The organism is Aerococcus sp. 1KP-2016 (genome assembly GCF_002252085.1).
In the GTDB taxonomy this organism is placed as follows: domain Bacteria; phylum Bacillota; class Bacilli; order Lactobacillales; family Aerococcaceae; genus Aerococcus.
This window is the reverse complement of the sequence record NZ_NEEY01000029.1, coordinates 1-24839: the sequence shown is the minus strand read 5'-3', so window position 1 is coordinate 24839 and position 24839 is coordinate 1. Positions and strand designations below refer to the sequence as shown.

The following is a 24839-nucleotide window of genomic DNA, read 5'->3' as shown; positions in this document are numbered from 1 at the left end:
ATCATGGGTTTGCGTCATGTGAATTCATCCTTGTCTATTGAGAGTTGTGGTAACTTCAATATAACATGGAATTCACGTGGCGTTTTTTTATTTTAAATGGCTAAGTTCATTATAAAATCCGCCAGATTTTTTAATCATTTACACGAACATTAATTTTATAAAGAGCATACTCTATACGCTTATTTTTTTTTCAAGAACTCAAAAAAGCGGAAAATCCCAGATTTAAAAATCTGAGTTTCCGCTTTTGTCATTTCAAGGATGGACTATTGTCTCAGCCTCTTCTAATTTATTCTTAAGATATTTTTACTTTCTCTGCAGGTGCTGATACTTCTTTTTGTTCTTTTCGACCTTTCAACTGATACTTCATTAATCTCATGCCATTGAAAATTACCACCAAGATACTACCTTCATGAACCAACATTCCGATAGACATATTCATCCATTCGCTGAAGAAGACGCTGGTCAACAAGACCAACACTACGCCAATTGAAATCACGATATTTTGTTTCATATTATTTGCGGTGGCTTTTACTAATCCTAATGCGTGAGGCAAGTTGCTGAAGTTCGAGTTCATTAAAACGACATCGGATGTTTCAATCGCTACGTCCGTTCCGCTTCCCATTGCAATGCCAATGTCTGCTAAAGCTAAGGACGGACTATCGTTAACGCCATCTCCAACAAAGGCTACAATTTGACCACGTTGTTGAAGTTTTCCGATATAAGCCGATTTGTCTTCCGGCAACATGTGGCCGTGAGCTTCGGTCAGACCAAGTTCGCCGGCGACCACATCAACGGTTCCTTGGTTATCTCCTGAAAGAACAACTAGATTTTTCACGCCCAAGTCTTTTAATTCCTGCAAATTAGCTTTCACACCCGGACGGACTTGATCGCGAATGCCCATCAGTACTTTTAATTCACCGTCGACCGCTGTCAAAACGAGAGAGTTCCCTTGTTGTTCAAACCGTTTGACATCTTTTTGCACTTTTGTGCTGAGAGTGACATTTTCTTTTTCCATCAAGGCCACATTCCCAACAGCCACTCTATGTCCAGCTACACTTGAAACGATTCCGCCGCCTTTCACGACTTCAGTTTCTTCAACAGGATAAAAGTTTGTTTCTCCAATTTGATTTAAGACCGCTTTTGCTAATGGATGATCTGATTCCCGTTCCACACTAGCCAGATAGCCAAGCGTTTCAGCAGAATCTTTTTCATACAGTTCAGTCGCTGCAACGGTTGGGTTTCCGACAGTTAAAGTACCTGTCTTATCAAATACAATTGTATCCACATTGCTGAAGTCTTGAATGACTTCACTCCCTTTTAAAAGAACACCGTTACGAGCACCATTCCCAATACCGGCAACGTTTGAGACAGGCACTCCGATAACTAATGCGCCTGGGCAACCTAGAACTAAGATGGTGATTGCTAACTCAATATTTTGACTGAACGCCCATACAACAATTGCCAGAACCAAGACAGCTGGTGTGTAGTATTTAGAAAAGCGATCAATGAACCGTTCCGCTTCGGATTTAGAATCTTGTGCTTCTTCCACGAGTTCAATAATTTTTCCAAATGTGGTGTCCTCACCAACTCGGTCTGCTCTGATTTGAATCGTTCCGTTTTCTAAAATGGTTCCTGCAAAAACTTCTGCATCAGCTTGCTTGTTGACCGGAACAGCTTCACCTGTAATGCTAGCTTCATTGATATGCCCTTCACCCGTAAGGACTATGCCATCTACTGGCACTTTCGCACCCGTTTTAACGAGTAAGATATCCCCTTCATCTATATCATCCACTTCTACTTCTTCAAATTCGCCATTATCCATTTGTTTCAAGGCGCTTTCGGGTGCCATTTCAGTCAATTCTTTGATAGCAGATCGCGTTTGGTTCAATGTTCGTTGTTCCAAGTAGTGTCCGAATAAGAATAAGAACGTGACAATAGCCGATTCTTCATAATTTTGAATAAAAAGCGCACCAATCGCTGCAATACTGACTAAGACATCAATACTGATGACTTTGACTTTCATTGCTTGAAACGCTTGAATGGCAATTGGCGTAATCCCAAAGACAGAGGCGATGATCAAAGACCACTCTGAAAGTCCTACGTTTTCTAAAACAAAGTGACTGAAGAAACCGAGTACGATGAACAATCCACTGATGACGGTGATAACATTTTTCTTGCTTAATATATATTGTTGCATGCTTTTTCCCTCCAAATTTAATTTCTCTTTTATTGATAAACATAATATAAGATAATTGCCTAATTAATTAATTGACTGACATCAAGTTTAGAAAGTTCTCTTTTATCGTTTCTAAGCACCTCGAATCAGATTGCAACAAAAAAAGCAATCCTGAAAAAATAGTTTTTCTTCCAGAATTGCCTAGTTCATTTAATCTGTTAAGCGGCCTTGACTTTTGTTTTAAGGACCGGATAGCCTACGTTTTCGATAGCTTTTTGAATCTCTTCAATCGAAGTGACAGCTGAATCAAAATCGACTTTGACTTTGCTGGAGTTGAATAATACTTTAAGGCTGTCTTTATCAACACCGTTAACTGATTTTACAGCACCTTCAATTTTTTGCATACAACTTGGACAAGACAACGTTTCTAATTGCAATATAGCTTTTTCCATAATTCCTATCTCCTTTATGTGTTTTTATTTTATCGGCAGCAGATTAATGAACACTGCCTTTTCCTCTTTACAACTGTAATATAGCTCACTTTTAGCAAACAAAAATTGACGCATATCAAGTTCGGCACTTCTTTTTATCTTTTTGCTCAATTCACCATCTTAATAGTCTTTTTCTGCCCCTTATTGTCATCAGAATAATAAGAAATTGGTGGATAATCTTGTCTGCGTATAAACCATACTACAATCGCGCCAATAAACAGGGCCAGAGACAAGGCTTGCGAAACGCGGATCCACTCGCCAATCCATAAACTGTTCGTTCGCATACATTCAATGAAGAACCGACCCACTGAGTACCACAAAACGTAACTCAAAGCGACTTCTTCTTGACGCAAAAACTATTTTTCGGTTCCGTATAGTGACGATGAGGACAAAGCCCAACAAACTCCACAATGACTCGTATAAAAAAGTCGGATGGTAGTAGGTACCATTGATATTCATTTGTTCATTTTTTTGCGTCATTCTAGTCATGGTGATGCTGAACAAGATTCCGGCTAAGCTCCATGGAAACCAAACAGTGAATACGCTTTTAGCTCCCTGATCACTCGCTTCGTAATACGCCACTTTTCCGTGTCCGATTACGCCGGCTCTTTTTACAACTTCCTCTTCTTTTTCCATAGCTAGCCTATCTGCCTCAACAATGTTAGACGTTTTTGCTTCGCCGCCAATCGTATTCTTGGTGAAAGGGACGACAAAGAATGCACCCGCTGCTGACAACGTGATGGCAACTATCACCCAAAAATAAGGCACATTCACCCCTACTTATTTTTACGTTTTGCTCGGCAACCCTATCTTAAAGAAAAATAAAACAAAGAAACTTGAGAATTATCATGTTTGTGCTTTTATTTTTCCAATGAATGAGGTCGTTCTGTCTTAAAAGAGCCAAAAACGGACAGATGGAAGCAAAAGCACTGAGTTCTGTCCCGTTGTTAATGAAGAGCGACAGAACACCAACGTGTAGAAAAAAGTGTGTCCGATTATTCGCTGTAAAGCAATAAATCATCTAAATCCTGAATCTTGATTCTTTTCCCAGACAGCTGTTGAATCAATCCCTCGTTCTCCAATTCTCCTAATTTGCGACTGATGGTCTCAGGTGTCGTTCCTAAATAGGAAGCAATGTCCTTTTTTGCCATCGGCAGGGTGATGGTGGGAGAGTTGCCCATTTCAGGTTCCACATTTTCTGCCAAAAACAAAACTAAACGGGTAATGACACTCTCCACGGCTACTTGTGCGGTTTGGCGTTCGGATCTTTCTAACCGTTGCGACATCTCTCCTAGCAGCTTTAATGAAATTGCAGGAAACTCTTTTAGTAACTCTTGTACATCATGTTGTTGAATCATGCAGACAGACGTATCTCGAGTAGCTTCTGCGTATTCCTCGTGCACAGCATCAGGATTGAACAACGTCCATTCTCCCGTAAAGTCACCCGGATTCAAAATACGCACTAGTTGCTCTTTGCCAGAATCAGACAAGCGATAGATGCGGACTTTTCCGCGATTCACAATATACAAGGCATCATCTTTTTCTTGCGAGCGAAACAGGAACGCCCCTTTTTGATAGTGCTTCGTGTGAGCTTTTTCAGCGATGCGATCCATCGCGCTTTCCTCCAAATGATTGAATATCGGGACTAAGCGGATACAAGCTGAGTGGTCTCCTGCTGCATGTGGTTGGGTGTATTGAGTCAATTCGTTCTTCCCCTTTATCAGTTTACTGTCCTTTTTTTAGCTTTCCTATATTTAGCATAAAGGCCCCTACCTCAAAATATTTAATTTCTAAATGTATGTTTACGAAAAACCTAATCTTCGTCCTCATCAAACGCATCGTCATCTTCCAATGCCTCTTTGCCAATGAACGCTTGCAGCATCCAAATGTTTTTATCTAAGTCATTTTTAAAAGCAATCAGTGTATCTTCTAAAGCATCGTCACCCTCATCTTGTGCTAAACGAATAGCACGAATCGTTAATTCACGGGTACGTCTGAAATCTTCGATAATATTTTCAACCATGTCTTCTGCTTTAGCATATTTATTGATGGCATCTTCTGAAAGCATGGAATATTTTTCAAATTCAGCGGTGGTTGAAGCCGGTTTATGACCGGAAGTAATCAAGCGTTCTGCTAGTTTGTCGAACCATTCTTCGTTTTGATTATACAATTCTTCAAATTTTTCATGCAGGGTGAAGAAATTAGCGCCATTTACATACCAGTGATATTGGTGCAATTTCACATGTAAAGTATGCATGTTCCCTAAAAGATGATCCGAAATGGCCGCTGCATTAATTTTTGTATGATGGACATGTTCCTTGTGTTCTTGTTCTTCTTGCAATCTTTCTTGGGGTGTTCTTTCTTGAGACGCTTTATTTTTAGTCATGATCTATTCCTCCTATAATTTTGGTTTGTTTAAAATAGCTTCCTTTGATGCCTCCTTTTCCTTTACTGAATTTAGTATAAAGGCCCCTTACCTCAAAAAAATTGACGCGCATCAAGAAAAGTATTTCTTTATAGACGCTAAGCTTCTCTATTAAATTCAACTGAAATAATCAAAGGAATGAAGTCGTTCCCTCCAAACAAAAACTTCATTAAAGTAGGGCCTAAAAAAAGAATAGCAACTATACTTTGTCAAGAGACCTGACTGCTATTTTTTTGCTTGTTATTCTTCAATTACCAAATGTCTTGCCTTGCAGTATATTTAATGCTCTTTCTCACTAGTATTGCATGCAACACTAGTGAGAAAGAGTATTAATAAGATTAACCTAGAGGAATAACTTTACTTTATTTATGTCATACCATAAATAAAAATTGAAAAGAATTCTTTTATTTATTTTTAGTAGATCGATTAATAGGAGTTTTAGCTTATGGAATACCTATATTATTATTAGTTTTGACTGGTTTTATTTTTATGACGGTTTGTCAAAGACAAATTTACAATTTAAGTGCAACACATAAAAATTTCAAAAAAAGAGCCACAGTTTTCCTTTAAAATAGATGTGCCACCAACTACAGAAAGGAAGAAAACTATGAATCCATATTATCATCTTACCATTAATAAACGCGAAATAATATTCCTATTGCATGAGCAAGGAAAGTCTTTAGGATATATTTCTAAGCAACTAAATCGTGCAAAATCAACAATTTCAAGAGAACTAAAGCGGAATACTATTCAAGAAAAAAGTTATTCTCCCTCAAAAGCACAAGAAAAGTATCAGCAAAGAAAGAGAAGAAAGTGTGGTCGTAAACGCATACTTCTAGATACAGAAATTCATTCTCGGGTACAACGACTCTTTTTGGAAGAACAATGGTCTCCAGAGGAGATTAGTGCCCGAATGAGACTAGAAATAAATCAGCAAGCTCTTAGTTATAATACGATTTATCGTGCAATATATCACGGAGATTTTGATGAACCGAATCTTTCTCACGGCAATAAAGGTGCAATTCGTAAGTTAAGACATCGAGGTAAAACACGACACACAAAAAATTATCGAGAGCGCCGTGGAAAAATACTAATTTCGAATACGATTCATGAACGGCCATCTGCTGCCAATGAGCGCCTTGAGATTGGTCATTGGGAAGCTGATACTGTAGCCGGTAAAACAGGTAGGGCTTGTATTGTAACTCTAGTCGATCGTAGATCTCGTTTTTCCCTACTTGGTAAGGTTGAAAAGAAAATCTCTAAAAATGTGATTGATTGTATGATCAATCTACGAAGAAATGTAGGAGAAGATAAATGTAAAATCGTTACACCCGATAGAGAAAAAGAATTCTCCCAACATAGTCGAATAACGCTAGAATTAAATGGCACTAAAGTGTATTTTCCAGATCCACATGCTCCATGGCAACGTGGTACAAACGAAAATACTAATGGTTTATTACGAGAATATTCACCTAAAGGTGAAGATATTTCAGGTATTTTCGATAGTCAAATTCACGAATGGGCGAATAAATTAAACACGCGACCACGGAAATGTCTAAATTGGAAAACCCCTTATGAAGTATTTTTTAATGAATCGTTGCACTTAATCTGACAATTGAAGATACATTTATTTTGACTATATATCTATTTCCATTTCGCTTCTGCTGTCGGTTCATAAGCAGCCATTTTCTCTAACAAGACTTCCGGATCGCTTTCAACCAACAACATATCTCGGTATTGTTGATGCATAAACCCATGGTCGACTTGGAAATCCAAAAAGTCTAACAAGCCCTCATAGTAGTTATTCACATTCAAAATTCCGATTGGTTTGTCGTGGTAGCCAACCTGCTTCCAGGAAATCACTTCAAACAACTCTTCCATGGTCCCTGGACCACCCGGCAAGGCAATAAACCCGTCAGACAAATCAATCATCTGCGCCTTCCGTTCGTGCATCCCTTGGACAACAAACAATTTAGTCAGGTCAGGATGTTGAATATTGTTATCCGCCAACTTCTGTGGCACAACCCCCTTCACATCGCCGCCAAAAGCCAAAGCCCCGTTCGCTACAGCAGCCATACAGCCCACATTTGACCCACCATAAACCAAAGTCCGCCCAGATTTAGCAATCAACTCGCCGACCTTTGTCGCCATCTCTTCATAAACTGGGTCATCTCCAGTAGCCGACCCCAAATATACCGCAACACTTTCAAGTTCCATGCACAACACCCCTTCTTTCCCAATATTTTAGCCAAACCATCAGCATCTGACAAGTACCTCCCCCTGGAAAAGGGCAAAACGCATCTTGCTGGCATTCTCTATCAAGCATCCACATTGACCCACCCCACGCGTCCTGTCATAATGTAAATAGAAGAGGTGGTTATATGACAACAACATTAAATAAAATCGTATACGAAAACTTACAAGACGAAGTAGTGGTGGATATCCGTGACAATACAACCTTTCGCCAAGGTCACTTGCCGAATAGTTTGAACGTCACAACCAAGCAAAAAAACAAATACTGGGATGGCTTGGTCAAAAATAAAGAAAACATTGTCATCCTTACAGATAAGGAAGAATCGCTCGCTGACTTTGAAGACCTAGATCCAAACGTTGTTGCCGACTGTGATGGGTTTGGCGTACTCTAAACCTTTATTGCGACGGTCTGCATCTAGCGGATGGCCGGCTGTATAAAAGCCACAGTCTGGTGCAACAAATACATTATCTCCGAATGCAACTTTAGCCCCGTCTAGGATAACTAACTTGTGGTTGGCATAAAAGTTTTCCCCGATTTCAATGTTGAACCCATAATCACAATAGAATGGCCCTGCAATTTCAAATCTCTCGCCCGTTTTGCCTAGTAACTGGCGGATAATGTCTTGTCGCTTTACTTTTTCACTAGGCCGTGCATGATTAAAGTCATAACACAATTCCTTGGCATCCGCTCTGGCGTCTATTAATTCCTGGTCATAGTTGGCGTCATAAATCAGCCCAGCTAACATCTTGTCTTTTTCACTTGTCATCGATTGAAACTCCTTATATGATTAACCTATTTCTTAATGCTTAGTATAACAAAATCTATTTATAACCAGAAATAACTATCTTAAGCATTTACAAATTTATCTAGATTGAGTAAAGCTTTTAATATATTGATCTCGTTAAAAAATTTAAGTTCCAAGTCTCATATTAAAAATGGCGGGACTAATTCCCGACCTTTCATGTTAACTTAATTCTTTTTATGATGAAATTTATTTACAATTATTGGTGCAAGGTTACTAGTAAAATTTGTAGTTTTTAAGATAAAATTACAAAATAACCATCTAAAGTATATCACCTTAGATGGTTAACTAATTCCTATTATCCTATATCGTTCGAGCTTAGATCCCTATTCTCATTCAATTGTTTCCACCAGTAGGCACTCTTCTTCGGATATCTTTCTTGCGTATCAAAATCTACATAAAATAGACCGTATCGCTTATTATAGCCGTTTGACCATGAGAATACATCCATTAATGACCAAACAAAGTAACCGGCTACATTGACACCAGCATCAATTGCCTCTGTACAAGCTATTAAATGCTTTCTAATGTAATCAATTCGAGGCGTATCATCGATTAACTCTGTATTGAAGTCGTCCTTATACCCCATCCCATTTTCAGTTACATAAATCTTCTTATAGTTTGGATACTCTTTTGCCACGCGAATCATTTGATCTCTTAGGCCATCTGGATAAATTAGCCAATCCCAATCATTTCTTGGGATGTCCATATCAAACATTTGCTCACCAACGCCATGTAACGCGAAAACTGACGTGCCTTTCTCCCCAGTACCATTATGGTGGATATCATTATCACCATCATAAGCTCTCACAAAATTACTTTGATAGTAATTAATACCTAGGAAGTCATTTAAATCTTTCGCTGCATCAAGATGCGCTAAGTCTTCTTCTGTAATATGAATTTCACCATTATTTGCTAGTAGTATTTCATTTACAGCATCCATCACTTCTTCGGTATAGTAACCTTTATATGTAGCATCTAGTAAAAACTTATTCGCAAGTACATCATACAAGAATGCTGCATGCTCATTTTCTTTTTTTCCTTCATAAGGATACTTCGTTTCTAATGAATGAATAATTCCAATTTCACCCTCATACTGGTTATCCTTAAATAATTTAATGGCTTTTGCATGGGCAACCATCATATTATGTTGTCCTTGCAAAGTTTTTGAGAAATCATAAGTAATTGCTGGTGGGAATTTTCCTACTAAATATTGCCCACTAGTTACAGGCCAAATCTCATTAAAGGTAAACCAATATTTTACTTCCTTTTGATATTCGTTAAAGCAAAATTCTGCATATCTGACAAAACTTTCAATTGTATGCGGATTTAAGAAATCTCCTTGACTATGTAAGGCATCCGGTGTATCGAAATGATGTAGTGTAACATAAGGCTCAACCCCTTGAGCACGAGCTTCTTTAAACAAATCATGGTAAAATTGTACACCAGCTGGATTAGCTTCCGCATCATCTCCATTAGGGAAGATACGCGACCATGCGATAGATATACGAATAGCATCAACACCAAATTCGTGTGACAATTTTAAATCTATCGGATATTTGTTATAAAAATCACTCGCAGGATCGGCTTTAAATCGACCTTGTTTTTCTAAATAATCATCCCAGGCCACCTTACCTTTCCCGTCTACTGCCGTTGCACCTTCTGCTTGATAAGCAGCTGTTGCGCCACCCAATAAAAATTCTTTAGGTAAATTCATCATAATCTCCTTTACTTAACTGTAACTATTATGCTTCTTTTAATGCAGAATCAACAAATTCTAATGCGGCTTTTGGATCGCGTGTTAATGAGATATATTCTTTCCCTTTTGTTTTGACTAACTTCACATTTAACCGATCAGCATCTTCTTTAATATCATCATAGTTAGAAACAACTTGAGGTGCTAATATGATTAAATCATAGTTCCCCATAATCTCTTGGTGAGCGCCATAAGCCCCTGCACCTGCTACTACTGGAACATCATATTCCTTAGCCCCCTTGTTTAGGGCGTTGGCTAATAGCCCACTGGTTCCTGCACCGGCACATAAGACCAAGACAGATACTTCATCTTTGATATGACTACCAGTTGAAACTTGACCGTCATTTTCTCCGACTTCAGTTGCATCAGCTTTAGTTTCTGCTTGTTCTTCAATAATTTCATCTTCGTTACTTAATTCTTTTTCTAAAATTTGTTTGTCATAAACTTTAAAGAATGGGTAGTAAATAATCGCATCTACTGCAATCAGTAGAGCCACTACAACAAATGATAAAGGTGCAATTCCTGTCCCTAATACGATACCTATAGGTCCTGGTGTTGGCCAAGGTAGGAAATAAGAGAATCCATTCATTCCAAAAACTTCTACAAAGAATTTAAAAATCCAGACATTTAAAATAGGTGCTAAAACAAAAGGTACAAAGAATACTGGATTCAATACCAATGGTCCACCAAATAGGATTGGCTCATTCACACCAAAAGAGGTTGGGATAAATGACGCTTTCCCCACTGCTTTATTTTGTTTTGATTTACCAAACCACATAAATAAGTAAGGCACGACAAACGTTGCACCTGTACCCCCTAATGTTGCAACAAAGTACTGTAAGCCCGGTGTAATAATGTTAGCAGCATGCTCACCACCTTGGATTAATGCTAGGTTTGCATCCATATTCAAGAAGGCAATTGCAGTAATGGCTGGTTCTACAATTGATGGTCCATGAATCCCAATAAACCAGAAGAATCCTATAGCACCGTAAATAATGGCGATCCCCACATAACCATCGGCTGCAGTAAACAAGGGTTGAAACATTTGAATTATGGCTTGTGCAAAACTTACGCCTGTAAAAGCACGAATCGCAATGTCAATACCATACGCGATGACCACTGCAATAGCAAATGGGATAACGTCCGTAAATGCTTGTGAGATATTTGGTGGTACTTCCTCTGGCATTCGAATGGCAATGTCATTTTTCATACAGAAGTTGTAGACAATCACGGTAATAAAGGCTGCTACAAAGGCCGCTAATAGCCCTGTTGTCCCAAGATAACCAGATGAGAATCCTGCAACAACTGCATCTCCTTCACCCTGTGCGATCTCAGTTGATGAAAAGAATAGGAAGACAACAATGGCCGCAATCATGGTGGAAACCCGGTTTAACTGCTTGGTTGCCGGCAAGCGTCTATTATAGGAATCTGTTAATGCCCTCGCTGTTGTTGCTGAAACGAGTAGCCCTAAAATCCCCATTGAGAAGGTATAGGGTTTTACAATGAAGTCAACTACTTCATCACTCCAATAGAAACCCCATACGTTAGGGACGTAGGCTATTAGCATAAAAATACTTGAGAATAAGACGACAGGCATGGCTGATATAAACCCATCTTTAATCGCCCTTAAGTAAATATTTCTAGATAGTTTCTCGAAAAATGGCTTCATCTTCTCAATCTGAGTAATCAATTGATCCATCATCTTATTCACCTACTCTACGATATAGTTCGATAAAATCAGTTACAATCTCTTTTAACAACAAGGTCGTCATCAAATGGTCTTGCCCGTGGACCATAATGAAACCTAACTCAATATTTTCACCGCTTGCTTCTTTAGCTAGCATATCTGTTTGGGCATTATGGGCATCCACTAAACTTTCGTTGGCTTCACCAACCAATCGTTCAGCTTCGTCAAATTCGCCGTTTCGCGCTTTGGATAAAGCTTCCATCAAAATTGACCGTGCCTCACCAGCATATGCGACAATTTCAAAACCTATCATAGTTGCTTCTTCTTTATTCATCACTGCTACCTCCGTTAATTGATTTTATTTACTTGTGACTCAATTACTGGCAATTTTACTTTCCCAAGACACTGCTGTCTCGTTTAATGTCTGATTTAATTCTTCAATATTGGCCACACCTTGTGTGCTCAACCATTCGCGGGCTGCAGCTTCTCCTTCATTAGCAAAAACGGCAACTGATTCTTTCCAAGTAGCCCGGCCACATAAAACCCCATTAAAGTCTGCGCCAGCTTCTTTGGCGAATACCAAGGTATCTCTAAATAATTGTGAACTTACTCCTGCACTTAAGTAGATATATGGCAATTCTGTCGCTTCGTCTTGCGCTTTAAAGTAACCTTTCGCTTCTTCAGCAGTGTAAACTGGCTCATCATCAGTAAAGCCTTCAACAAAGTTCATATTTACAGGTACTTCCACTTTTAAGACATCTACGTCATATCTATCTTTAGAGAATTCTTTCATAGCTTCTAATACTTTTCTTGGTTTTACTTTTGCATATTCTTTCGATTTAGCATCTTCAATATCTTTGTCATAAGTTAAGATCTCTAAGAAGTAAGGAATTTCTTCTGCCTTACATTCAGAACCAATACGCTCTACAAAGGCTTTTTTTTGTTCATTAATTTCATCATCTTCATCTGCATCATAATATAGAAGGAATTTAACAGCATCTGCCCCTTCATCTTTAATTCGTCTAGCAGACCAGATTGGTAATAAGTCTGGTAAGCGACCTGGTTCTGAAGCGTCATAACCCGTTTCTTCATAAGCTAATAACAAACCTGCAGAAGGCGCTTTCACTTTTGCCGCTGGTAAACCATATTCAGGGTCTAATAAGATAGACGAAGCGTATGGTGTCAACTCTTCAGAAATAGCTTCTTTGAATGTTTCAACCGCCTTTTGAATATCCTCTGTTTCTCCTGCTTGAGCGATCATTTTCTTCAATGACCCCCGTTGATCAATAGCTAGCGCGGAAATAAATCCTTCTTTAGTAGATAATTGTTTTAATTTATTTAGTTTACCTTCTGATACGAATTTCATAATATCCTCCTTGTAACTGATTGTTAATTTATGTTGTTTTATGTTTCTATTTGTTTAATTAGATATTATAACGCTTTCACGTTATAGTCAAGCCTTTTTTGAATATTTTTTATTCTGTTTTTTTATTTATTGTGATTGTTATTGTTGATATTTGTTCATTTATGTTCTACAATGTGTTTGTAAATAAATAAATTAAATTTTGGAGGTTATATTATGAAAGTGTATCTTGGTGCTGACAAAGACGGAATGCAATTAAAAGAAGTCATTAAACAATACTTACAAACAAACAAGATAGATTTTGAAGATCTATCAGAAACACCTAGCATCGATTTTGTAGAATCTACTACTAAGGTAGCTCAACAAATTCTAGCGGATGATAATGCCCGCGGTATTTTATTTGATCGATATGGTGCTGGTTCATACATTTCAGCCACAAAAATCAAAGGCATTATTGCCGCCGAAGTTTCTGATGAACGGTCTGCTTATATGACAAGAGAACACAATAATTCAAAAATCATTACATTAGGTGAACAAATTGTGGGGCACGAACTAGCAGAGAACATTGTGGATGCATTTCTATCTGCCGATTATGACGGTGGTCGTCACCAAATCCGTGTAGATATGTTAAACGCTATGTGCTAAGAGAATAGAATCGGAGGTAAAATTATGAAAATTGCAATTGGTTGTGACCATATCGTGACAGATATTAAAATTCGCGTATCAGATTACTTAGTAGAACAAGGTTATGAGGTGGTTGATGTAGGTACCCATAATCACGTGAGAACCCACTACCCTATCTTTGGGCGTAAAGTTGGTGAGGCAGTAACAAATGGTGAAGCTGATCTTGGTGTCGTCATTTGTGGTACTGGTGTTGGGATTTCAAACGCCGTCAACAAAGTGCCAGGCGTTCGTGCAGCTTTGGTAAGAGATATGACAACTGCTCAATACTCTAAGCGAGAATTAAACGCCAACGTTATCGCCTTCGGTGGGATGATTACTGGTGAATTATTAATGGAAGATATCATTTCTGCCTTTATCCAAGAGGAATATCAACCTTCTGAGGAAAATAAAACTCTAATCAACAAAATTACCCACCTTGAATCAAGCAATCATTCAGACAACCCTGACTTATTCACTGAATACCTTAAAAAATGGGACCGTGGCGAATACCACGATTAAGCGGTGATTATATGATTTTGACTGTAACCTTAAACCCTTCCGTTGATATCTCATACACCATCCCCGACCTGCGATTAGACGCAACAAATAGAACTGACCAAGTGGGTAAGACAGCTGGTGGCAAAGGGATTAACGTGACTAGGGTCATTCATGATTTAAATAAAGCCGTCACCGCCACCGGTTTTATCGGTGGACATTTAGGTGAAGGCATTGTCTCGGAATTAAATAAAAACGGTATCAAAACAGATTTCTTATCTATCGAAGGTGAAACCAGAAATTGTATTGCCATCCTACATGATGGTCAGCAAACTGAAGTCTTAGAATCAGGTCCTACCATCACTGATGATGAAAATGCGGCCTTCTTAACCCACTTCAAACAAGCTGTTGGCTATGCTGATATCATTACGATTTCCGGGTCTTTACCCAAGGGGTTAGAAGAAGATTACTATGTAAAACTGATTCAAGTCGCCAATAATTTAGACAAGAAAACCGTACTTGATACGTCCAAATCTAACCTTTCAAATGTACTAGAAAATCCATTTAAACCTACTGTAATCAAACCCAATATTGAGGAATTGTCCGATTTATTAGGTCAAACAGTCAGTTCAAATCCTGCAGATTTAAAAGCTGTCTTAGCTGATGAATTATTTTCGGGGATTGAGTGGATTGTCGTGTCTTTAGGAGGCGACGGTGCTTTTGCTAAACATAACAACCGCTTCTATAAGGTGAATATACCAACCATTCCTGTTGTAAATCCTGTTGGTTCTGGTGATGCAACAGTTGCAGGGATTGCAGTGGCCTTAGAGGAAAATTTAGATGATATTCACCTACTTAAACAAGCCATGACCACTGGTATGCTAAATACTATGGAGAGTATCACGGGCCATATCGATATCGATCATTTTGATGATTTATTTAATCGCGTGACTATAATCGAACATTAATTCATTTTGTGCTCTTTTCAAGTATACTATGTATTTGAGAAGAGCATTATTTCGTTATATGATATATATGCGACCTATTTTCTATGACGATGCTATTGAAGCACTTGCTAATAATAATAATTGAAAAATACCTATTACACATTACCGGAAATGAGGTGAACTCAACAATGTTAAAAAAGAAGAGACATGAACTTATCTTAGATTTATTGAAACGTAACGGCACCGTATCCGTAACTGATATCGTCGAGAAGTTAAATGTATCAGATATGACTGTGCGACGAGACTTAACAGAACTAGAAGAAAGTGGTTCATTAAGACGGGTTCATGGGGGAGCAATTTCACTAGGCGAATATCCAAAAGAAGAACTATCTCATGACGCTAAGAAAGTCATTAATATCAGCGAGAAAAACCGTATCGCTGAAAAAGCGATTGAGCTAATTAATGACGGTGACATCATCTACATGGGCCCTGGTACCACCATGGAAATCATGGCTCAAAAGATGGAACGGCAAGATTACGAGGTATACACCAACTGCTTACCCGTCTTCAATACCCTGGCTGATAAAGACATCAATGTCTACCTACTAGGGGGTAAAATTAAGAAAAATACCCAAGCTTTTAATGGCTATATCACCCTTGCTGTACTGGAAAACCTAAAATTCCACAAGGCCTTCTTTTCTGCCAATGGGGTCACCAATAACAGCATTATGACTGCCACCCTTGAAGAAGGAAAGACGCAGGAACTGGCTCTGAATAATTCAACTGAGAAGTACCTACTGCTAGACGCCTCTAAAGTTGGTAAAGAGGACTTCTTCACTTACTATTCTTTAAACGACGTGACTGCTGTAGTCATTAATAATGATGAAGACCATCGGTATGAACGCATCATTAATCATTCTAATATTCTACTAGTTTCTGACTAAGAAAAAGAGGCTGGGACAAAAAAGGCTTAGTTAACTAAATAAAGAGAGGAAAAAGATTTCACTTCGAAATCTTTTTCCTCTCTTTTAATTTATCAGTCTCTTTTGGACTTTTATGATGTTATTAGCCATTAATACTAGACCAATATCTGTTTTTACTTTATCTTTTCCTCTTAAATGAGTCCTTCGGAATCCTAAGTTTTGTTTAATCTGTCCGAAGACCGGCTCAACATCAATTTTTCTACACGCGAAAAGAGCTGAGCCATCTTCAGATAATAGCTTAGCTGATTCATTTTCTTTTAAATACTGATATTTTCTATTAAAAGAAGATGACTTTTGTGGTGCGGTTTCTCTATTGACTGGATAATACATTTCTTTTTCTAAGCGATATCCAGTTGTTGTTTTTGGATGATAAACATGATGAAAATGATACTGTGTACCATCAGGGTGAATAAAGATTTGATTTTCCGCATCATAGTCCCAATTATTTAAATTCTTACTTGATTTCTGAAATTTCTTCGTCTGTTCCTTATCAAACATATTGTATTTGATGAGATGATCAATCCCTAGATTGTCCAACGTTTATAAGTTTTCTTGGCTTCCATATCCAGCATCAGCTACGACGATTTTAAGTAAAGTAGGCATACTTTCAATAAATGGTAATAGTGTACGTGTATCCGTAGGATTTGGAAAAATATTATAGGCTATAACAAATTGATTTTCAGTTACTATTTGAAGATTATAACCTGGTTTAAGTTGACCATTTAACATCGGATCTTCTTTCATTCGCATGAACGTTGCATCTGTATCTGTTTTTGAAAAACTATTTCTACCTTCAAATGTTCTATAATAATTTTCATACTTTATCTCACGCTGTAAAAAATCATCTTTCACTTTTCGTAAGTGTTTTTTCAATTTTCTTCGTTTCTGCTTTCTTGGATCTGCACCTTTTTTTGGCGTACTTTCAATTTCTTCATTTACCTCAGCTACAGCTTCCTCAAGGAAGTCTTTTAGTATTTCAACATCATTTAAAGACATTGAATCAATTTCATCTTTGATAATCTCTTTTTCTACAGTAGGTAATATTTCGTTTCTATAATATGCCATTTCTTTAGCTTTTAATGATGCGTAAAATTTATCTGTTGCTTTTTTCCAAACAAAAGAATATTTATTTGCATCTGCTTCAATTTTTGTACCATCTATAAATACTACATTATCTGAGATTAGTTCTTGTTGAACTAAAAAGAGTTTAAATTCAACGAATAGGTTCTCAAGAATTGATGCACATAATTCACTAGAACGAAATCTATTAATCGTACGATAAGAAATTTCGGTATCGGCAACTAACCATTTCATTGGAATGTTCTCTTGCATCATTTTTTCAATAGTTCTTCCTGAAAACGTCTTTTCTATATATGCGAATAGTAATGCCTTTAAGAGGATTAATGGATGATAGGCCGGTCGGCCTTCGTGTTTATAAAATTGATCGAGGATATGTTCATCTAGTTGTTCAACAAAATTATTTACTTGGAAAACAATATGATTTGGTGCAAGATAATCGGATAACTCTAATGGTAGAAAAGCTTGATTCATGTTATATTGAGTATACATAAAATACCTTCTTTCTTTTTAGTTCTGTGGTTATTACTATTATAAATCAAGGTATTTTATTTTTGTATAATTTAAAGAGGAGATTGACCATTTTTCGTGGTCAATCTCCTCTTTTTGGCTAGTTTTGTCCCAGCCTCTGCATAACCAATAAAATTGTTCCTACATCAATCTTTCTTTTACTAAGTCGTTAAATCGCAGCTAATGCGTTTTCTAAGTCAGCTATGATATCATCTACATTTTCAATTCCGATAGATAAACGGATTGTTTCAGGCTTAATGCCACCTTCAGCTAGTTCTTCTTCAGTTAACTGACTATGGGTCATTGAAGCCGGGTGAACCACTAATGATTTAGCATCTCCAACATTCGCTAATAGAGAGAATAGTTCTAGATTTTCAATGAATTTAACTCCACCTTCATAGCCACCTTTAACACCAAAGGTAAAGATTGAACCTGCCCCTAGAGGTAAGTATTTTTCTTTCAAGCTATAATATGGGCTACTTTCTAATCCCGCATAATCAACCCATTCTACTTTGTCGTGTTGCGCTAAGAATGTAGCCACTTTCTCTGCATTTTCAACATGACGATCCATACGTACATGTAATGATTCTAAGCCTTGAACTAATAACCAAGCATTGAAAGGTGAAATTGAAGCCCCAGTATCTCGTAATAGCGTCGCACGAATTTTTGTAGTATAAGCTGCTGGGCCAAAGGCATCTGCGAAAACAAGATCATTATAAGTTGGATCTGCTTGACTTAAGCCTGGGAACTTATCATTTTGTTTCCAGTCAAACTGTCCACTTTCTACAATTACCCCACCGATTGACGTACCGTGACCAACAATAAATTTAGTCGCTGAATGGACAACGATATCTGCACCATGTTCAATAGGACGCGCTAGATAAGGTGTTGCAAAAGTATTATCAACGATTAATGGAATACCATGTTTATGCGCTATTTCAGCTAAGCCACTAATATCTTCAATATTTCCAGCCGGATTGCCGATTGTTTCTACAAATACAGCCTTGGTATTGTCTTGAATAGCTTGGTCCACATTCGCTAAATCACTCGTATCTACTATCGTAACATCGATACCGAAGTCCTTGAAAGTATGTTCAAATAAGTTGTGGCTTCCGCCATATAGGTTAGCTGTCGCTACAATGTGGTCTCCTGCTTTAGCTAAAACTTGAATAGCATAAGTAATAGCGGCCATACCCGAAGCGACAGCCAAACCAGCTGAACCGCCTTCTAAAGCAGCCACTCTACCTTCAAAGACGCCCTGAGTAGGATTTGTGATTCGCGTATAAATATTGCCACCTTCTGCTAAGGCAAAACGATTAGCGCCCTGCGCTACATCATCAAAAACATAAGCTGTTGTTTGGTGTAAAGGAACAGCGCGTGACCCTGTTTCATCAATCGTTTGAGCAGCGTGAATGGCTTGTGTCTCAATTTTATAGTCTTTAGTCATAATAATTTCCCCCGATTTTGTAATTTTTTTCATAAAAAAAGCTTCCATCCCTTGCTTCTGCAAAGGATGAAAGCTACTTCATGGTACCACCTTAATTTATTATATTATCGCTAATATAAACTCACAGAGTACGTTAAAAAATCATTGTACTCTCTCCCTGTAACGGGGGCTCCCGAATAATCCTCACCTATCTTAGGCTTAAACTATTATGCTCCAAGACCATTTTCTTCTAATCTCCTTGACCTACTTCCACCACACATAGGCTCTCTAAGCAAGTGTCATAAAATACTTATCTCATCATCGCGTACTGTATATATTGTTTAATACATATTAATGGCATTTTGATGATAAGTCAACTATTTATTTTTAATTTTTATTTCATTTTAAACCTTTTGCTAAGCTTAATTCACTATATTAATAAAATTTAGCGCATAACTTTTTAAAAATTAGTTTTATACCTTCATCAATTTAATTTTTGCTTACAGGTAGTCTCTCCGCAACTTTTACTTACTCATTAAATTACTGCTGATACTTTTTCTAAACCTGTTATGCTTATACTAACACCTTCGATTCCAAAGGATAAACGGGTTGTTTCAGGCTTTATGAGAAACCTATCATCATAAATACCACCTACAAGTATTATCGACTTAGCTTATTTTTATAAAAATCGTTCGAGTATTTGTTTGGTTTCTTCGTCGTTTAATTCAGATTGATTGGCACTTTGAGAGACGGAATGGATGATATCCGCTAGATTGATTTGTTGCATCTCTGCTTCAACGCTACGTTGCAATTGATCATATTTTTCCGCTAAAACACCCTGGATATTACCACCTACGATACAGGCAGGTGCTGTTTTCTCATCTACACGGAATATTTGCTGTTCTTCGTCGATAGCTTGATAAATATCATAAAAAGAAATATTTTCGGGATCTCTACTTAATTTTGGATTTGCCTTACCAGATTGGCTAGTAATCAGGTCGGCCTTTTTGAGGCTACTCATAATGCGTCTAACAGAAACGGGATTAGCATTCACACTTTTGGCAATCACTTCACTAGATAAGTCCGTACCTTGAAGCATCTCGATATAAACTAAAATATGAATAGCATCACTAAACTTTACTGAATGTTTCATCTGAATATCCCACCTCTTTTCTCTTGACTTATTATAGCACATTCACTATTATTAACCTGTAACTTTAATTATTACAGGTAAAAAAAAGGAGTGTTTATTCATGAAATATTTAGTAACTGGCGCAACAGGTGCCTTTGGTGGGATCGCATTAGACAAATTAAATACATTAGTTCCCGTATCAGATATACACATCTTAGCACGTAGTGAAGAAAAAGCTGCGCCACTTGCTGAAGCTGGTTATACAGTTCACATCGGCGATTACTTAGATAAAGCATCTTTAAAAGCGGCTTTCACAGGTATTGACCGTTTATTACTTGTTTCATCAGCACCTGGCACTCGTCAAGAAGAACATCAAAATGCAATTGATGCAGCCAAAGAAGCTGGCGTTAGCTTTATCACCTATACAAGCTTCGCCCGTGCAGACCAATCTTCTGCCGACCTAGCAACTGACCACCGTTATACCGAACAAGCCATCAAAGCATCCGGCATGCCTTTTACAATTTTAAGAAATAACTGGTACTTGGAAAATGAGCTTCCGCTAGTAGGTGCGGCTTTAAACAGTGGCAAACTATTATACACCGCTGAAAATGGTAAAGCTGGTTGGGCATTACGCCGCGAATACGCTGAAGCAGCTGCGATCGTTTTAGCTGGTGAAAAAACTTTCCCTGAAATCCTAGAACTATCTGGTAAACCAGTAGACTACGCAACTTTAACTAAAGCACTAGCAGAAGCAACAGGTAAAGAAATTGCCCCTCTAGAAACTAACGACGAAGCATTCGTTAAAAATTTAACTGACAATCAATTACCAGAACCAGTAGCAGGCTTCTTCCTAGCGATTCAAGGAGACATCAAAAACGGTGTATTAGATGTACAATCAGATGATTTTGAAAAAGTATTAGGCAAACCGCTAACACCGCTTGTGGACGCCTTTAAAGAATTACTTCAATAATTTCATATCGTTCAATAAACCCTTCTTCAAAAAAAATCAAAAGACCCTACTAGCTAGCCATAACGGTCACTAGTAGGGGTTCTTTATTGAAAATAATCTTCATTTGTCTAAAATGCTTACATAAAGTTTAAGACAGTAGTCCTGAGTAAGGTGGTATAATAACGAGATAATATAATTGAATGATAAGGAGATCATGACTATGTTTACTGAAAAATTTTATGATGTATTAAATTACGAAGGTGCCGTTTCTATCACCTCTTGGGGAAACACTGACCCACATGTTACATGCACGTGGAACTCCTACTTAGTTACTAAAGAAGAGGATATTATTCTAATCCCAGCAGCAGGTATGACATCAACTGAAGAAGACCTTGCAGTAAATGATCAGTTAATTTTAACCTTAGCAGCCCGCCAAGTAGAAGGCTTTAACAACTATCAAGGAACCGGCTTCCGCATTAATGGTAAAGGCGAATTCCTAACAGAAGGCCCATACTTTGACGAAATGAAAGAAAAATATCCTTTCATCCGTAAAGTATTACAAGTCACCGTATCAGACCTAAAACAATTGCTTTAATACCTACCTTTAATGAGCTTTTCGTCAAATCAGGCTGATGAGAAAATTTCCAAGTAATCATTTGATTGCTTGGTTTTTTATATCTTTAATTTTTACCATTTATTGAATTTAATATTTATTTTCCTCATCCAATCAGCCCTAAAGTTGCCTGCGTGCTAGAGAGTTCATGAAAAATATACATTTGTTGTTAAACTATACGGGCCCCTGAAGCTAGCAGACAAAACTAACTTTAGGAGGCCCTTATCTATTATTTATTTTTTAATTCCGTACTGTTCATTTTTGTTTAGGGAACAGTCAAGATAAATCCATTTTATCCATCGATCATTGAAACGCTAGGAATATCATGTCAAATCTATAAGCTATCGTAGCTTATATTGTAGGTATCCCATTGTGACAAGTCGCCTGCTTCTAACCCTTTCTTAAACCATTTTTGCCGTTGCTCAGCAGTACCATGGGTGAAAGAGTCGGGCATCGTACGGCCATAAGCTTTTTCTTGCAAGACGTCATCACCAATGTGATAAGCTGCGTTTAATCCTTCTTCAAGGTCCCCTGCTTCCATCCAATCATTCTCAACGACGTTATGTGCCCATACACCAGCAAGATAGTCCGCTTGTAATTCCATCCGTACAGTCCATTGATTTTGTTCAGTTTGACCAACTTCAGACTGAATTTGTCGAACCTGATTGGAAAGGCCAAGTTGCTGTTGAACATGGTGACCTACTTCATGGGCGATCACATAGGCCATAGCAAAATCACCACCGCCTCCATAATTTTTAACAAGTTGATTATAGAAATCTAAATCGATATAAATAGTTTCATCCGTTGGGCAATAGAAAGGTCCAACTTCAGATGTGTTATACCCACAAGATGAATTCACAGAATCCTCAAAGATGACCAAATCTGGCGCCTTATATGTATATCCAGCTTCAGAAAATGCTTGTGTCCAGTACTCTTCGGTATCATAAAGGATAACAGAAACAAATTCAGCCAACTCATCTTCAGTAACTGTTTCACTATCTGTGGATCCAGTCTCTGGTAAACTGACCTGACTATTAGGATTGGCTTGAATTTGCGTATTCGATTCCATCTGTCCAGGTAATTGTACCTCTACCTGTCCAGTTTGATCGTTTATTTGATTATTACTTGAACTAGACTGGTTGTCACCTAATAAAGATGTCCCACCAAATACAAAGAATATAATCAGCATTAAGATAATCGAACCACAACCTAAGCTTCTGCCTCCAGTTGAAGTTCCGCGACCACCTGGAAGCTGAATAGGTATTCTACCTCCAGATCGCCCTTGTCCCAAACCACCTAATCCACCACTTCCGGTGTTTTGACCACGCAAGTCTTTTACATTACCACTACGTTTGCGCCCTTGCCATTTCATGGAAATACCCCCTGACAGTTTTCTCCATTATAACATATGTGATATATTCCATAAACAAAAGTAATGTAAACGTTACCCACAATTAAACATAAGATGGTCGTCAAGACTAGTGTCACCCGTAAAAATACTGAAGTACCTTTTATTGAACTATTACGGAAAAAACAGTCAATAAAGCAGTATGAATCTCAACCCGAAAGCTGAACACTCAAAAAAAGAGTGTTGTAAGTTTTCGGGTCATTTTTATGCAAAATTTTCGGTATACTCTATTTGAGTTATACAGAAGGGAGTGGACAGGATGAGTAAAAAGATATATAGCCAAGCTGAGATTCAAGCTTTAAGAAACAATCCTAATGTGAAAAGTGTGACAGAGAAAAGTATTACCTATTCATCAGAATTCAAAATAAAGGCCATTAAACAAAGCAAACAAGGCATGAAATCCACTCAGATATTTGAACTTGCTGGACTTCCTTCTCATTTAATCGGAAAAGGAAAATCCGATCAATCACTATCACGTTGGAAAAGATTATATAAAGATCACGGAGAAGATGTATTGTTACAAGAGACTCGTGGTTCAAAAAATAATGGTCCCTATGGACCAAGAGAACAATTATCGTTACAAGAGGCGCTAGACAAAGCAAATGCCCGTACAGCCTATCTAGAGGGGAATCTTGAACTAGTAAAAAAATTAGAACAGCACGAGAGGAGCGTGAAAAACGACAAAAGAAACGACTTAAGTAAACAAGAACGCTTTAGATTAATTAACCAAATTATTCGTGAGAATCAACTTGCTGGAATGGTGAATCATTTATGCGACCTTGCAGGGGTAAGTAAAAGCGGCTACTATTACTGGCTAAATAGTAGCGATAAACGTGCTGAGCGTGATCGAAATGATTGGGAAGATTTCCAATTGTTATATAGAATTTTTCTGGATAAGAAGAAGTGTGGGATTGATGAAATAAAAATGGCGTTAGAAACTGAATACGATGTAGTAATGAATCATAAAAAAATCAGAAGAATTTTGCGCAAAAATAACATCATATCATCAATACGAGCAGCGAAACCATACCGTAAAATGATGAAGGCAACCCAAGAAAATGCTACCAAGAAAAACCTTGTCAATCGTCAGTTTGATCAAGGTATCCCGTACAAAGTATTTCTCACAGATATCACTTATCTTCCTTATGGAAGTGGACAATGGGCCTATCTTTCAGCGGTTAAGGATGGTGCTACCGGCGAGATTGTTGCACATCACTTCTCAACTAGCTTAAAAATGAATTTAGTTTATGAAACGCTAGATAAATTAAATAATGTGATTAAGGATATGCCAGTAATGGAAAGGTATATCCACTCAGATCAAGGGGTTCATTATACCTACCCTGTTTTCCAGCAAAAAGTTGAGAATATGGGGCTAATTCAGTCTATGTCGAGGCGCGGTAACTGTTGGGACAATGCACCTATGGAATCATTCTTTGGTCATATGAAGGACGTTGTATTATCTGAAAGAACAGAAACACTACAAGATCTTTGGTATGCAGTTGAAGATTATATTGAATTTTACAACAATCGTCGCTATCAGAAAAAATTAAAAAAGATGACCCCGACAGCTTATCGGGATCATCTTTTGTGGGTAGCATAACTCTCTTTTTATTTGTTCAGTTTATTGGTAGGGGTTCAGGTTTCATGTTTCAGTTTTCGTTTTTTTTATGCTTCTTCCGTTA

24 protein-coding genes, 2 pseudogenes and 1 other annotated feature are annotated in these 24839 nt (G+C 37.7%); of the genes and pseudogenes, 9 read left to right on the top strand and 17 right to left on the bottom strand.

What is annotated here, in order from left to right; all coding sequences use genetic code 11:
- Positions 1–292: 292 nt before the first annotated feature.
- The 6 genes and pseudogenes from B9P78_RS06425 to B9P78_RS06400 form a co-directional block, all read right to left on the bottom strand.
- On the bottom strand, positions 293–2197 hold the full coding sequence (locus B9P78_RS06425; RefSeq protein WP_094518676.1) for a heavy metal translocating P-type ATPase: 1905 nt from the start codon (positions 2195–2197) through the stop codon (positions 293–295).
- A 197-nt stretch (positions 2198–2394) separates the two neighbouring features.
- A complete protein-coding gene (locus B9P78_RS06420) occupies positions 2395–2628 on the bottom strand; it encodes a heavy-metal-associated domain-containing protein (protein ID WP_094518674.1) in 234 nt (77 codons plus the stop codon).
- Between the two features lie 146 nt (positions 2629–2774).
- Positions 2775–3132, bottom strand: a pseudogene (locus B9P78_RS10695) (prolipoprotein diacylglyceryl transferase family protein); the annotation flags it as partial.
- Positions 3124–3435 (bottom strand): annotated as a pseudogene (locus B9P78_RS06410) (hypothetical protein); the annotation flags it as partial. The pseudogenes B9P78_RS06410 and B9P78_RS10695, both read right to left, overlap by 9 nt.
- Positions 3436–3662: 227 nt before the next feature.
- Positions 3663–4370, bottom strand: coding sequence for a Crp/Fnr family transcriptional regulator (locus B9P78_RS06405; RefSeq protein WP_094518673.1), 708 nt, complete (start codon positions 4368–4370; stop codon positions 3663–3665).
- A gap of 110 nt (positions 4371–4480) precedes the next feature.
- Positions 4481–5053, bottom strand: a complete 573-nt coding sequence (locus tag B9P78_RS06400) for a Dps family protein (protein WP_094518672.1) — start codon at positions 5051–5053, stop codon at positions 4481–4483.
- Positions 5054–5699: 646 nt separating this feature from the next.
- Here B9P78_RS06400 and B9P78_RS06395 point away from each other — a divergent pair.
- Positions 5700–6704 carry an IS30 family transposase gene (locus B9P78_RS06395; protein WP_094518670.1) on the top strand — a complete coding sequence of 335 codons (1005 nt, stop codon included), beginning with the start codon at positions 5700–5702 and terminating at the stop codon, positions 6702–6704.
- 32 nt (positions 6705–6736) lie between these two features.
- On the opposite strand, the gene B9P78_RS06390 is transcribed toward B9P78_RS06395, so the two are convergent.
- Positions 6737–7309 carry a TIGR00730 family Rossman fold protein gene (locus B9P78_RS06390; protein ID WP_094518668.1) on the bottom strand — a complete coding sequence of 191 codons (573 nt, stop codon included), beginning with the start codon at positions 7307–7309 and terminating at the stop codon, positions 6737–6739.
- Positions 7310–7473: 164 nt separating this feature from the next.
- Between B9P78_RS06390 and B9P78_RS06385 the strand changes: the two genes are divergently transcribed.
- Positions 7474–7737: a rhodanese-like domain-containing protein gene (locus tag B9P78_RS06385; RefSeq protein WP_233487764.1), complete on the top strand. Its 264-nt coding sequence runs from the start codon at positions 7474–7476 to the stop codon at positions 7735–7737.
- Here B9P78_RS06385 and B9P78_RS06380 read toward each other — a convergent pair.
- The 5 genes from B9P78_RS06380 to lacD all read right to left on the bottom strand — a co-directional run bounded on the left by B9P78_RS06380 (position 7690) and on the right by lacD (position 12957).
- Entirely contained in the window at positions 7690–8112 is a 423-nt protein-coding gene (locus B9P78_RS06380; protein ID WP_233487763.1) for a sugar O-acetyltransferase, read from the bottom strand. The two genes, B9P78_RS06385 and B9P78_RS06380, sit on opposite strands and share 48 nt — an antisense overlap.
- 334 nt (positions 8113–8446) lie before the next feature.
- A complete protein-coding gene (lacG, locus tag B9P78_RS06375) occupies positions 8447–9868 on the bottom strand; it encodes a 6-phospho-beta-galactosidase (protein ID WP_094518666.1) in 1422 nt (473 codons plus the stop codon).
- A gap of 25 nt (positions 9869–9893) precedes the next feature.
- Positions 9894–11603: a lactose-specific PTS transporter subunit EIIC gene (locus tag B9P78_RS06370; RefSeq protein ID WP_094518679.1), complete on the bottom strand. Its 1710-nt coding sequence runs from the start codon at positions 11601–11603 to the stop codon at positions 9894–9896.
- A 4-nt stretch (positions 11604–11607) separates the two neighbouring features.
- On the bottom strand, positions 11608–11925 hold the full coding sequence (locus tag B9P78_RS06365) for a PTS lactose/cellobiose transporter subunit IIA (protein WP_094518665.1): 318 nt from the start codon (positions 11923–11925) through the stop codon (positions 11608–11610).
- Between the two features lie 39 nt (positions 11926–11964).
- Complete coding sequence (gene lacD / locus B9P78_RS06360; protein WP_094518664.1) at positions 11965–12957, bottom strand: tagatose-bisphosphate aldolase; 993 nt, start codon at positions 12955–12957, stop codon at positions 11965–11967.
- 213 nt (positions 12958–13170) lie between these two features.
- On the opposite strand from lacD, the gene lacA reads away from it, so the two are divergent.
- The 4 genes from lacA (at position 13171) to B9P78_RS06340 (ending at position 16003) form a co-directional block, all read left to right on the top strand.
- A complete protein-coding gene (lacA, locus tag B9P78_RS06355) occupies positions 13171–13599 on the top strand; it encodes a galactose-6-phosphate isomerase subunit LacA (protein ID WP_026466573.1) in 429 nt (142 codons plus the stop codon).
- Between the two features lie 24 nt (positions 13600–13623).
- Positions 13624–14136, top strand: a complete 513-nt coding sequence (lacB, locus tag B9P78_RS06350) for a galactose-6-phosphate isomerase subunit LacB (RefSeq protein WP_094518662.1) — start codon at positions 13624–13626, stop codon at positions 14134–14136.
- An 11-nt stretch (positions 14137–14147) separates the two neighbouring features.
- On the top strand, positions 14148–15080 hold the full coding sequence (lacC, locus tag B9P78_RS06345) for a tagatose-6-phosphate kinase (protein ID WP_094518660.1): 933 nt from the start codon (positions 14148–14150) through the stop codon (positions 15078–15080).
- A 167-nt stretch (positions 15081–15247) separates the two neighbouring features.
- Complete coding sequence (locus tag B9P78_RS06340) at positions 15248–16003, top strand: DeoR/GlpR family DNA-binding transcription regulator (RefSeq protein WP_094518659.1); 756 nt, start codon at positions 15248–15250, stop codon at positions 16001–16003.
- Positions 16004–16087: 84 nt separating this feature from the next.
- On the opposite strand, the gene B9P78_RS10690 is transcribed toward B9P78_RS06340, so the two are convergent.
- From B9P78_RS10690 to B9P78_RS06325, 4 genes are all read right to left on the bottom strand, one after another.
- On the bottom strand, positions 16088–16540 hold the full coding sequence (locus B9P78_RS10690; protein WP_369824361.1) for a transposase: 453 nt from the start codon (positions 16538–16540) through the stop codon (positions 16088–16090).
- Between the two features lie 42 nt (positions 16541–16582).
- The gene (locus B9P78_RS06335; protein WP_369824360.1) at positions 16583–17611 is read right to left on the bottom strand and encodes a transposase; all 1029 of its coding nucleotides are present in this window, start codon (positions 17609–17611) and stop codon (positions 16583–16585) included.
- 187 nt (positions 17612–17798) lie between these two features.
- Positions 17799–19076 (bottom strand): O-acetylhomoserine aminocarboxypropyltransferase/cysteine synthase family protein, encoded by a 1278-nt coding sequence (locus tag B9P78_RS06330; RefSeq protein WP_094518677.1) that lies wholly within the window; start codon positions 19074–19076, stop codon positions 17799–17801.
- Positions 19077–19135: 59 nt separating this feature from the next.
- Positions 19136–19386, bottom strand: a binding site (T-box leader).
- A 348-nt stretch (positions 19387–19734) separates the two neighbouring features.
- Complete coding sequence (locus tag B9P78_RS06325; protein ID WP_094518657.1) at positions 19735–20208, bottom strand: Rrf2 family transcriptional regulator; 474 nt, start codon at positions 20206–20208, stop codon at positions 19735–19737.
- A gap of 100 nt (positions 20209–20308) precedes the next feature.
- Between B9P78_RS06325 and B9P78_RS06320 the strand changes: the two genes are divergently transcribed.
- Positions 20309–21157 (top strand): SDR family oxidoreductase, encoded by an 849-nt coding sequence (locus B9P78_RS06320; RefSeq protein WP_094518656.1) that lies wholly within the window; start codon positions 20309–20311, stop codon positions 21155–21157.
- A 199-nt stretch (positions 21158–21356) separates the two neighbouring features.
- Positions 21357–21731: a pyridoxamine 5'-phosphate oxidase family protein gene (locus B9P78_RS06315; protein WP_048728285.1), complete on the top strand. Its 375-nt coding sequence runs from the start codon at positions 21357–21359 to the stop codon at positions 21729–21731.
- A gap of 352 nt (positions 21732–22083) precedes the next feature.
- Here B9P78_RS06315 and B9P78_RS06310 read toward each other — a convergent pair whose 3' ends face one another.
- Positions 22084–23121 carry a neutral zinc metallopeptidase gene (locus B9P78_RS06310; protein WP_094518655.1) on the bottom strand — a complete coding sequence of 346 codons (1038 nt, stop codon included), beginning with the start codon at positions 23119–23121 and terminating at the stop codon, positions 22084–22086.
- 295 nt (positions 23122–23416) lie between these two features.
- Between B9P78_RS06310 and B9P78_RS06305 the strand changes: the two genes are divergently transcribed.
- Complete coding sequence (locus B9P78_RS06305) at positions 23417–24757, top strand: IS3 family transposase (protein ID WP_094518654.1); 1341 nt, start codon at positions 23417–23419, stop codon at positions 24755–24757.
- Positions 24758–24839: the final 82 nt, after the last annotated feature.